Source organism: Streptococcus suis, from assembly GCF_002964045.1.
Classification (GTDB): Bacteria; Bacillota; Bacilli; order Lactobacillales; family Streptococcaceae; genus Streptococcus; species Streptococcus suis_U.
In genome coordinates, this window is sequence record NZ_POPB01000693.1 from 1 (window position 1) to 11,597 (window position 11,597).

The 11,597-nt window shown below is 46.8% G+C and carries 9 protein-coding genes; 7 read left to right on the plus strand and 2 right to left on the minus strand.

Annotated elements, in window-relative coordinates; genetic code table 11:
• Positions 1–160: 160 nt before the first annotated feature.
• Positions 161–820 carry a metal-dependent transcriptional regulator gene (locus tag C1E99_RS14355; RefSeq protein WP_105207853.1) on the minus strand — a complete coding sequence of 220 codons (660 nt, stop codon included), beginning with the start codon at positions 818–820 and terminating at the stop codon, positions 161–163.
• A 126-nt stretch (positions 821–946) separates the two neighbouring features.
• Between C1E99_RS14355 and C1E99_RS14360 the strand changes: the two genes are divergently transcribed.
• From C1E99_RS14360 to C1E99_RS14385, 6 genes are all read left to right on the plus strand, one after another.
• Positions 947–1,870 carry a metal ABC transporter solute-binding protein, Zn/Mn family gene (locus C1E99_RS14360; RefSeq protein ID WP_105207854.1) on the plus strand — a complete coding sequence of 308 codons (924 nt, stop codon included), beginning with the start codon at positions 947–949 and terminating at the stop codon, positions 1,868–1,870.
• 14 nt (positions 1,871–1,884) lie between these two features.
• Complete coding sequence (locus tag C1E99_RS14365) at positions 1,885–2,649, plus strand: metal ABC transporter ATP-binding protein (protein WP_105207855.1); 765 nt, start codon at positions 1,885–1,887, stop codon at positions 2,647–2,649.
• Entirely contained in the window at positions 2,642–3,502 is an 861-nt protein-coding gene (locus C1E99_RS14370; RefSeq protein ID WP_105207856.1) for a metal ABC transporter permease, read from the plus strand. The genes C1E99_RS14365 and C1E99_RS14370 overlap by 8 nt, the downstream gene beginning before the upstream one ends.
• Positions 3,495–4,322, plus strand: coding sequence for a metal ABC transporter permease (locus tag C1E99_RS14375; RefSeq protein WP_105207860.1), 828 nt, complete (start codon positions 3,495–3,497; stop codon positions 4,320–4,322). Before C1E99_RS14370 ends, C1E99_RS14375 begins: the two co-directional genes overlap by 8 nt.
• A gap of 69 nt (positions 4,323–4,391) precedes the next feature.
• Positions 4,392–6,284, plus strand: a complete 1,893-nt coding sequence (locus C1E99_RS14380; RefSeq protein WP_105207857.1) for a M13 family metallopeptidase — start codon at positions 4,392–4,394, stop codon at positions 6,282–6,284.
• A 118-nt stretch (positions 6,285–6,402) separates the two neighbouring features.
• Positions 6,403–8,244, plus strand: coding sequence for a glycerophosphodiester phosphodiesterase family protein (locus C1E99_RS14385; RefSeq protein WP_105207858.1), 1,842 nt, complete (start codon positions 6,403–6,405; stop codon positions 8,242–8,244).
• 61 nt (positions 8,245–8,305) lie between these two features.
• Here C1E99_RS14385 and C1E99_RS14390 read toward each other — a convergent pair whose 3' ends face one another.
• Positions 8,306–8,836 (minus strand): GNAT family N-acetyltransferase, encoded by a 531-nt coding sequence (locus tag C1E99_RS14390; RefSeq protein ID WP_238146264.1) that lies wholly within the window; start codon positions 8,834–8,836, stop codon positions 8,306–8,308.
• A gap of 106 nt (positions 8,837–8,942) precedes the next feature.
• On the opposite strand from C1E99_RS14390, the gene leuS reads away from it, so the two are divergent.
• Entirely contained in the window at positions 8,943–11,444 is a 2,502-nt protein-coding gene (leuS, locus tag C1E99_RS14395; protein ID WP_105207859.1) for a leucine--tRNA ligase, read from the plus strand.
• The last annotated feature ends 153 nt before the right edge of the window (positions 11,445–11,597 follow it).

An 11,597-nucleotide genomic window follows, 5' to 3' on the forward strand; every position in this document is an offset into this window, starting at 1 on the left:
AACCATCTAAGTGCTTTCCCAGCTTCCAAGTGCAGTAGAACAATTTCTAGTTTCTCAGAGACAGATTTTGGACTTCTTTTGGACATAATAAAACTCCCCTCATAGTTTCTAGTAAAAATTTTTGTTTTTTCGCTGTCCACTATAAGGGGAGTATATCATATTAGGCTGGGCGATTGGTTTTTTCTACGAATAATTCTTGGGCGATGGCTATAGGGATAGCCAGTTCTTTGTCCTTGTACTGGATGGTGATGGTCTGGGCAAACTGGTCGAAGGCTATCACAAGTAGTTGATCGCCGACAGCTAACTCATGTTGTTCGAGGTATTGGAGAAGCTGGTAGAAGTCATGGATACGAACCAGTTGGTAGCTACCGGTTTCGGTCAGTTGGGACAGCCGGGTCTGGTAGCGTTCCACAAGCAACTGGTTTTCTTTAGGAATGCTACCACCGTGTGGGCAGGTTTGGGGATAGCCCAGCAGTTTGTCCAGTTGGTTGATAAAATGGTCTGAAACGGTGTGTTCTAAAATTTCAGCTTCTTCATGGACTTGCTCAGGGGAATAGCCAAGCTGTTCAACTAAAAAGACTTCTATCAGGCGGTGCTTGCGGTAGAGGTTGGCTACCATTTCCAAGGCGACTTGGCTGAGGAGATAACCACTTGTCTTGTCCTTTTCAATCAACTCCTCCGTGACCATTTTTTTCAGCATTTCGGAAACGGCTGGGGCGGAAAAATTCATCTTTTCAGCAATCTGCTTATTGGTGATTTTTTGTTCTGTCTGCCCTAGTTCATAGATGACTTTCAGGTAATCTTCTTTGTTTGGTGTCATATTCTCTCACTTTCTAGTAAGAATAGTATACCAAAATTTTATAAAAATCATTGACAGAAAGATTTTTTTAATATATATTAAAACTAAAGTTAAGTATACCTAATAAAATACAAAGGAGAACCTATCATGAAAAAACTAATTCTTAGTTTGGCTCTGCTATTGTCCCTTATCGGACTAGGAGCCTGTCGTTCAACGCAAAGCCCAGAGGCTTCCAGCAAGCCGCGAGTGGCGGTTACGACCTCTTTCCTCAGCGATATGGTCTATCAGCTGGCAGGAGATGAGGTGGAGCGGGATCTACTAATTCCAGCGGGGGAAGACCCGCACCTCTATGTTGCCAAGACTAGCGACCTGTCCAAGTTGCAGCAGGCAGATTTGGTCCTCTACCATGGATTGCACTTTGAGGGCAAGATGGTGGAAGCCTTGGAAAAGACAGGCGTGGCGGTGTCTAAGAACTTTGCCCAGTCGGATTTGACTACCATGGATGAAGACGGGGAGCAGATTGTGGACCCTCACTTCTGGTTTTCTATTCCCCTCTATCAATCAGCGGTAGCGGTAGCTTCAGAGGAGTTGCAAAAACTTCTTCCGGAAAAAGCAGAGCTGATTCAGAAAAATACGGAAAATTACTTAGCTCAGTTGGATGACTTACATGCCTGGATTGAAAAAGAGTTAAGTGTCCTACCTGCTGAGAGCCGTTACCTAGTTACCCCACATGATGCCTTTAACTACTTCGCAGCCAGCTACGACTTTACTCTCTATGCACCGCAGGGTATTAGTACCGAGTCTGAAGTTGCTAACAGCGATATGATTGAAACGGTCAATATGATTTTAGAACATGGTATCAAGGCTATCTTCACCGAGTCAACGACCAGTCCAGAACGCATGGAAAAATTGCAGGAAGCTGTCAAGGCCAAGGGTGGTCAGGTAGCGATTGTAAGCGGTGAAGGCAAGGAGCTATTCTCAGATTCCCTAGCGCCAGAAGGAGAAGAGGGAGCGACATTTATCGATATGTACAAGCACAATGTCCAGTTAATTGTGGAGCATTTGCAGTAAGAAAGGTTGGAAGAATGGAAGAAATACTGAGAGTTGAAGATTTGTCCTTGCACTATGGTGCAGGACAGGTCAAGGCTCTAGATCGGGTCAGTTTTCAGCTACCCAAGGGTTGTCGTGCGGCCCTGGTCGGACCAAATGGTGCAGGGAAATCGAGCTTGTTTAAGGCGATTTTGGGATTGGAGAAGGGGGTAAGTGGCAAGGTTTCACTACTGGGTCAGTCAGAGAAACTGGACCAAGTTATTCAAAAAAATGTTGCCTATATTCCCCAAGCCAGCCAGGTCAACTGGCAGTTCCCTGCAAGGGTTCTGGATATTGTCCTGATGGGACGGTTTGCCCATACCAGTGGTTTCTTCCGTCGACCAAGTTCCTTAGATAAGGAACAGGCAGAGCAGGCTCTGGAAGAGATGAAGATTAGTGATTTACGCAATCGGCAGATTGACCAGCTATCTGGAGGTCAGCGGCGACGAGTCTTTCTAGCTAGGGCCTTGGCCCAGGAAGCTGAAATCTACATGATGGACGAGCCTTTGGCTGGGATTGATCAGGTGACAGAGCAAGTCATCATGGACTGTTTGAAGAAGTTCCAGCAAGAAGGCAAGACCTCCCTGGTTATCCACCATGACCTTTTGACCTTGGAAAAGTATTTTGACTATGTCCTCTGGCTCAATGGTTGTTTGGTGGCAGAGGGGGCTATGGATCAGGTGGATTTGCTGCAAGCCTATCAAGCTGCCTTTGGTCAGGAACCTGCCTTGTTTCTAAAGGAGGGGCTCGGTCATGTTTGATCTGTTGCAGGACTATTCTTTTTGGACGGTAGCTCTGGGAACCCTTGTTTTAGCCTTGGCAGCTAGTCAAATCGGGACCATTAGCGTCTTGACCAGGCAGAGTTTAATCGGAGATAGCTTGGGGCATGCGGCCTATCCAGGTATCATCCTGTCCTATATGGTCTTTCAGTCACGCCAACCCCTGCTCCTCTTGATTGGAGCGGTGGCTTCGGGTTACCTGTCCTATGGTCTGGTCAGCTGGCTCTGTCGAGGAGGGCGGACCAGTCGGGTCAATGCCTTGGCACTGGTTTCAGCGGCTTTTTTTGGACTGGGCTTGGTTCTCAAGCAGTATGTTCAGGGCAATGCGGCCTTTCAAGGAGCTGCCCAGGCAGGCTTGGAAAACTATGTTTTTGGTCAGGCTGCCTTTATGCAATTGGATGATGTTGTATTGATTTGCCTAGTAGCCTTGCTAGCCTTGTTCCTATTTGGCTGGCACTACCAGTCGCTCAAGCTCTATCTGTTTGATAAAGAGTTTGCCAAGCTAGTGGGGATTCCTGTGGAAAAGATTGACCGTATGACCTTGTTTCTGATGATGAGTTTGATTGCGGTTGGCTTGAAGGTGGTTGGGGCTATCCTGATGAGTAGTTTCTTGATAGCTCCAGCCGTCTTTGGCTTGCTTCTAGGAAAGTCCTATGGCCAGACCTTGGCATTAGCAGCAGGAATTGCTGGATTTTCAGCCCTACTTGGAAGCTATGTGAGTTCGGTGGTGACAGGGTTATCGACTGGGCCGGCTATTATTGTTTGCTTGAGTTTGTCCTCTTTGGTGGCTTTTGCTTATGTGACCTATATCAGAAAGGAGAATGCAGGTGCTTGAGGTCTTATTGATTTTACTAGCTGTTGGTTCTTCTTGTGGCTTGATTGGGTCTGTCTTGGTGGTGCGCAATCAGGCCATGCTGGCAGATGCCTTGTCCCACTCGGTCCTCTTGGGCATTGTACTGGGCTTCTTTGTCAGTCACAGCCTAGATTCCCCCTTGCTCTTGTTTGGGGCGGCGGTTTTTGGTCTACTGACAGTTCTAGCGATTGAGGGGCTACACACTCGCAAGTTGGCTCAGGATGCAGCGACGGGCTTGCTCTTTACCTTTTTCTTTGCCCTAGCTGTTATTCTCATCTCCCTCTTTGCCCGTAATGTCCATCTGGACTTGGATATGGTCCTGATGGGCGAGGTGCTCTTTGCCCCTCTTAACAGGCTGGACCTCTTTGGTCTATCGCTACCCTTGACCTTGGTCAAGTCTGTCGCGCTCTTACTGGTCTTGCTGGTCTTCTTTTTCTTGAATTTTCAAGCTCTGACCCTCTATCTCTTGGACAAGGAGCAGGCTAAACTCCAAGGGATTGCCACCAAAAGACTGGAGTTGGGATTGATTTTTCTGGTTTCCTTGACAACTGTCTCGTCATTTGAAGCGGTCGGCTCCATGGCGGTCATTGTTTTCTTACTAGCACCCAGTATGGCAGCCTTACCTTGGTCGAAGCATTTCTGTCAGTTTTTAGTTTTGGGGCAATGCTGCGCCACTCTGATGATTGTTCTAGGATTTGGTCTTGCCAGCTGGCTTGACCTGACCATGTCTGGAACCTGTTCGGTCATGGGGCTTCTGACAGTCTGCGTCAGCTTTTTCCTAAAAAATGCCCTAAAAACCTAGTTTGGCAAATGAAATTGTCAGACTTTTTTGTTATTATAGTAAGTAATCACACAAGCAAAGGAGAAAATAATGACACGTTTACAAGATGATTTTTACGAATACGTCAATGGTGAATGGGCAAAAACAGCCGTCATTCCAGATGATAAGCCGAGAACTGGAGGTTTTTCAGACCTGGCGGATGATATTGAAAAGCTCATGATTGACACGACAAACGCATGGTTGGCGGGAGAAGATGTCCCAGAAGATAGTGTTTTGCAAAACTTTGTAGCCTTCCACAAGCAAGTGGCTGACTATGAAACCCGTGACCGTTTGGGTGCAGAACCTGCCCAGGCCTTGATTGCAGAGTACAAGGCTCTTAACTCTTTCGAAGAATTCACCAGCAAGTTGGCAGAATTCGAGTTAGCAGGTAAGCCAAACCTCATGCCTTTCGGTGTGGCACCTGACTTTATGGACGCGACCACCAATGTCCTCTGGGCAGATTCTCTAGGCATTATCCTGCCAGATACGACCTACTATGAAGAAGGTCATGAAAAAGGAGCAGAATTACTCAAAATCTGGCGTGAGAGCCAAGAAGCCCTCTTGCCTAAGTTCGGTTTTAGCAACGAGGAAATCAAGGACCTCTTGGATAAGCGTTTGGAACTAGATGCCACGATTGCCAAGTATGTTTTGTCAAATGAAGAGGGTTCTGAGTATGCCAAACTCTATCACCCCTACGAGTGGGCAGATTTTACTGCCTTGACACCAGAGTTGCCTTTGGATGATTTCTTCACAGCGATTTTGGGTCAAACACCAGACAAGATTATCGTGCCAGAGGAACGTTTCTGGCAGGCGGCCAAGGACATTTACAGTGCAGATAATTGGGAGCTTTTGAAGGCGACCTTGATTTTGAAAGCGGCAGGAGTTTATACAGCCTTCCTGTCGGATGAAATCCGTATTTTAGCAGGAGCCTACAGCCGTGCCCTTTCTGGTACACCGCAGGCGCAAAACCAAGAAAAAGCAGCCTACAACTTGGCGCAAGGCTACTTTAACCAAGCCCTCGGTCTTTGGTATGCTGGGGAAAAATTCTCACCAGAAGCCAAGGCCGATGTGGAAGCAAAAGTTGCCAAGATGATTGAGGTTTACAAAACTCGCTTGGAAACGGCAGACTGGTTGGCTCAGGAAACGCGTGACAAGGCCATTGTCAAACTCAATGTTATCAAGCCTTACATCGGCTACCCAGAAGCCTTGCCAGAGCGTTATTATAAGAAGCTTGTTGACCCAAGCAAGTCCTTGGTGGAAAATGCTATCGAACTAAACAAGATTGACATTGCTCATGGTTGGAGCAAGTGGAACAAGCCGGTGGACATTAAGGAATGGGGCATGCCAGCTCACATGGTCAACGCCTACTACAATCCACAGAAGAACTTGATTGTCTTCCCAGCGGCCATTTTGCAGGCGCCATTCTACTCTCTGGAGCAATCTTCATCAGCTAACTACGGTGGTATCGGTGCGGTTATTGCCCACGAGATTTCCCATGCCTTTGACTCAAACGGTGCTTCCTTTGATGAGCATGGTAGTCTTAATAACTGGTGGACAGAGGAAGATTATGCAGCCTTTGAGGCCCGTACCCAGCAGGTCATCGACCAGTTTGAAGGTCAGGATTCCTACGGTGCCAAAATCAATGGTAAATTGACCGTGTCAGAAAACATTGCTGACCTTGGTGGGATTGCAGCAGCTCTTGAAGCAGCCAAGTCGGAGGACGACTTCTCCGCAGAGGAATTCTTCACTAACTTTGCTCGCATCTGGCGAATGAAGGCCCGTCCTGAGTTCATGCAGATGTTGGCTAGTGTGGATGTCCACGCACCAGGTCACCTACGCACCAACATCCAGTTGCCAAACTTCGATGAATTCCATGAAACATTTGGCGTTCAAGAAGGCGACGGCATGTGGCGTGCCAAAGAAGACCGTGTGATTATTTGGTAAAACAGACAAAGGTTGGGATTTCCCAGCCTTTTTCTTGTGGGGAATAGCCCTCTCTAGTCGACATTGTTCCAGAATATTAATTATGGTACAATAACAAAAAATGTTTTTCGGAGGAGATATGAAAACAGGAAAGAAGGTTTCAACCAGCTGGGCCTTTCGTGGTCGGATGGTCTGGCTTTTCACCAAATACCAATTGCTTAGTAAGGGGCTATTGGCTCTGGTTATTTATCCCTTGTATTCCTTTGCCATTGATACTTTTTTAGCTTTATCAGGGCGGACAGGGATTTCTAGTGGGGACTATCTGTCCTTTCTCTTGAGCTTCCAAGGGATTGGCTTTCTTTTGGTGACATTGGTCATGATGGTGATTTTGATTGGTTTAGATGTCAACACCTTTATCTTGACCAGTGCTCTTATAAAGGAAGAAAAGATTGAAATGACCGCCCGGCACATGCTCTGGCTGGGCTTGCTCTCCCTCAAGTCCCTCTTTAGTCCAGCGGGCCTCTTGCTCATGGTCTATGTGTCCTTGATCTTCCCGCTCTTGGGCTTGGGTGTCACCATTGGCCCTATGCGTCAGTTCCAGATTCCCAACTTTATCACTTCGGTGATTTATGCCAACCCTCTTTATCTATCGCTTTATATAGGGGTTCTCCTGCTATTGACCTATCTGAGCTATCGACTGATATTCACTTTCCACTATGTCCTCATTGGTGGGAAAACGATTGGTTCAGCTATTCGCTCCTCTCTTGACCTGACAAAGAAATACGGTCGAGCGCTCATCAAGCGACTTGTCGGTATTTTTTTGAAAAATGGCCTTGTCTACTTTTTACCTCTCTTTGTTGCTTTGGTAGCCCTGCTTGCCTATGTTTTGGTCAGTCAGGCAGAGCAGACCAATCAAAGTCGTTTGTATCTCTTGTTTATCCTCCTTGTAGTCGTGGATATTGTCAGCTTTCTGACCTTCCTCTTCCCGCCGATGATGATTTATCGAGTGACGGATGCCTTTTATGATTACGAAGAGGCCGAGGGTCGAAGCCCTGCGGTGACCTTATCGACCAAGGCGAGTAAGTGGCGGGAGGACATTTTACCAACCATTCGCCTGCGGACCAAATTTTTGGTGACCAGCCTGATTCTGCTCATCTTGGCAGGAAATTTTGGGCTTGCTTACGTCTTGGTTCAGGATTTTGACACTGTCTTCCGAGTCCATCGTGAGATTGAGCTGGTTGCCCACCGTGGAGGTGGTGACTTGGGTGCTGAAAATACGATTGCAGGTATTTTAGCAGCTGCTGAGGAAGGTGTGGTCTGGTCTGAAATCGATATTCAACGGACCAAGGACGGCCACTATGTCCTCAATCACGACGGCGATTTCCAACGTGTCGCAGGTGACAGCCGCAGTTCCAGTCAGATGACTGTGGCTGAAATCCAAGAATTGCAAGTTGCAGATGCTTTTGACAGTAGCCGTCAAGCCCAGCCTGTTCCCACTATTGAGGAAGTCATTGAAGCCAGCAAGGGCAAGATAGGTCTCTTTATCGAGCTAAAAGGCAAAACGGCTGACAAGCAAATGGTAGACGACATTGTCGCCATGGTCAAGTCCTATGGTGTTGAAAAGGAAGTAGCTCTTCTTTCCCTAGATTACAGCTTGATTACCTATATCGAAGAAACCTATCCTGAAATGGTGTCTGGTTATCTCTATTATTTCTCTATTGGTCAGACAGGGGATTTACAGGGTGACTATCTGATTATGGAAGAGGCTGAAGCCAGTCCAGAAAAGGTGGCCGACCTGAAAGCTCAAGGCAAGAAAGTCATCGTCTGGACGGTCAATACGGAAGAATCCATTCAGCGTTTTGTCAACTCAGAAGTGGACGGCATCATCACAGACTACGTTCTGGATGTGAAGGCAGGCATGAAGGCGCGTGATGAACGGACAGATTTTGAAGTCATTGTAGATTCAGTTCTAGGTGAATAATGTAAAAAAGATAAGTTGCAACCTACTCGGTAGTGTGCAATTTATCCTTTTCTTGTGGTTATCATTTGCCTTCACAATCCAAATAAAAATAAATATCAGCTTTCCCTTCCTGATGTGTCCCCTTGTAATCGTGGGTATTGAAGCCACCAATTTCAAAGCCTTGGCTTAGATAGAAGAGACAGGCATTGAGATTATTATCTTGGGCGATGGTGCGGACACCTCGGTAGCCCTTGGTCAAGGCAAGTTCTTTAGATTTATCAATGAGTTGACTGGCAATCCCTTGCTTACGGTATTCTTGATTGACTTTCAAGTCATAAAGGTAGATATAGTTGAACATATCTTCCTGCAGGATAGCTAGTCCGACACAGGTGTCGCCATCATAGGCACCGATGAAATGAAAATCTTTCTCCATCTCCTCAAAATTGTAAGGCTCGTCGGGAAAGGTCTGCCATTTAATAGTCTCAGCCAGCTGGACGGAGTGGGACCAGGTGTGATTGTGGTAGTTGACCAACAGCTTTCCTTTAATGGGAAATGCTTGATTGGGCAGTAAAATGTCTTCTTTGTTTTCTTTGCTAATCATTCGGATGTCCATATGTGTTCCTCCCTTAGATTAGTATAGCATAAATTCACAAAGACCAGGCAAAACGGCGTAAAACATGGTATAATAGAAAAATAATCAATTTTATTGGAGAAATGACATGAGCTTCTACAATCACAAGGAAATCGAGCCCAAATGGCAGGAATTTTGGGCAAAAAACCATACTTTTAAGACGGGAACAGATGCAGAAAAGCCAAACTTTTATGCCCTAGATATGTTCCCTTATCCGTCTGGTGCGGGCTTGCACGTTGGTCACCCTGAGGGCTATACGGCGACGGACATTCTCAGCCGTTACAAGCGTGCCCAAGGCTACAACGTCTTGCACCCAATGGGTTGGGATGCCTTTGGTCTGCCAGCTGAGCAATACGCTATGGACACGGGAAATGACCCAGCTGATTTTACGGCGGAAAATATTGCCAACTTTAAGCGTCAGATTAACGCCCTTGGCTTTTCTTATGACTGGGACCGCGAGGTCAATACGACTGACCCTAACTACTACAAGTGGACCCAGTGGATTTTCACCAAGTTGTATGAAAAAGGTCTGGCCTACGAGGCAGAAGTGCCTGTAAACTGGGTAGAAGAATTGGGAACAGCTATCGCCAACGAAGAAGTCCTTCCTGACGGAACGTCTGAACGTGGTGGTTATCCAGTTGTCCGCAAGCCAATGCGCCAATGGATGTTGAAAATCACGGCCTATGCAGAGCGTTTGCTTAATGACTTAGAAGAAGTTGATTGGCCAGAGTCAATCAAGGACATGCAACGCAATTGGATCGGCAAGTCAACCGGTGCCAATGTGACTTTCAAGATTAAGGACACAGACAAGGACTTCACAGTCTTTACTACCCGTCCTGACACTCTTTTTGGTGCGACCTACGCAGTTCTTGCTCCTGAGCATGACTTGGTAGATAGTATCACATCAGCTGAACAAGCAGAGGCTGTAGCAGAGTACAAACGCCAAGCCTCTCTCAAATCAGACTTGGCCCGTACAGACCTAGCAAAAGACAAGACCGGTGTCTGGACAGGTGCTTATGCCATCAACCCTGTCAACGGTAAAGAAATTCCAATCTGGATTGCCGACTATGTGCTGGCAAGCTACGGAACAGGTGCTATCATGGCCGTTCCTGCCCACGACGAACGTGACTGGGAATTTGCCAAACAGTTTGGTTTGAACATCGTTCCAGTTCTGGAAGGTGGCAATGTAGAAGAAGCTCCTTATACAGAGGACGGTGCCCACATCAATTCAGACTTCCTAGATGGTCTGAATAAGGAAGAAGCCATTGCTAAAATGGTTGCTTGGTTGGAAGAAAATGGTGTAGGTCAGGAGAAAATTTCCTATCGTCTCCGTGACTGGCTCTTCAGCCGTCAACGTTATTGGGGTGAGCCAATTCCAATCATCCACTGGGAAGACGGTACTTCCACAGCAGTACCTGAAAATGAGTTACCTCTGGTATTGCCAAAAACCTCAGACATTAAGCCGTCAGGTACAGGGGAGTCACCTCTTGCTAACTTGACAGATTGGTTAGAAGTGACACGTGAAGACGGCGTCAAAGGTCGCCGTGAGACCAACACCATGCCACAATGGGCGGGTTCTAGCTGGTACTACCTCCGCTATATCGACCCGCACAACGATGAGAAATTGGCAGACGAGGAGCTTCTCAAAGCTTGGTTGCCAGTGGACATCTACATCGGTGGTGCCGAGCACGCGGTTCTTCACTTGCTTTATGCTCGTTTCTGGCATAAGTTCCTCTATGACCTTGGCGTTGTGCCGACCAAAGAGCCTTTCCAAAAACTCTTTAACCAGGGCATGATTTTGGGGACTAGCTACCGCGACAGCCGTGGTGCCCTTGTGGCGACAGACAAGGTGGAAAAACGTGATGGTTCCTTCTTCCACATCGAGACTGGTGAGGAGTTGGAGCAGGCACCTGCTAAGATGTCCAAATCCCTTAAAAACGTGGTCAACCCAGATGATGTGGTCGAGCAATTCGGTGCGGACACTCTCCGCGTTTATGAAATGTTCATGGGCCCACTTGATGCGTCAATCGCCTGGTCAGAAGAAGGTCTCGAGGGCAGCCGTAAGTTCCTTGACCGTGTTTATCGCCTCGTGACGACCAAGGAGCTTGTGGCGGAAAATAGCGGAGCGCTTGATAAAGTTTACAATGAAACTGTGAAGACGGTGACAGAGCATATTGAAGACCTGAAATTCAACACGGCTATCGCCCAGCTCATGATTTTCGTCAACGCAGCAAACAAGGAAGATAAGGTCTATGTCGAATACGCTAAAGGCTTTGTCCAATTGATTGCCCCATTTGCACCACACTTGGCAGAAGAACTCTGGCAGGGTCTGGTAGCAACAGGCCAGTCAATCAGCTATGTCGCATGGCCAGTCTATGATGAAAGCAAGCTAGTAGAAAGCGAAGTGGAAATCGTTGTCCAAATCAAAGGCAAAGTAAAAGCCCGCTTGACTGTAGCCAAAGACTTAGCACCAGCTGAACTTGAAAAAGTTGCCCTTGCAGACGAAAAAGTCCAGGCTGAAATCGCTGGGCAAACAGTGGTGAAGGTGATTAGTGTACCAAATAAATTGGTTAATATTGTTGTGAAATAAATGAAAATAATAAGAAAACGACTTCCCTATTGGAGGTCGTTTCAGATTGCAGACAAACATCGTTTTGGTGTTTGTCTTTTTTACTGTTTTTAGGGAAAAATAGCTGTTTTGGTGCTTAAACCACCTCATCTGGACAAAATAAAAAGGCCTTCT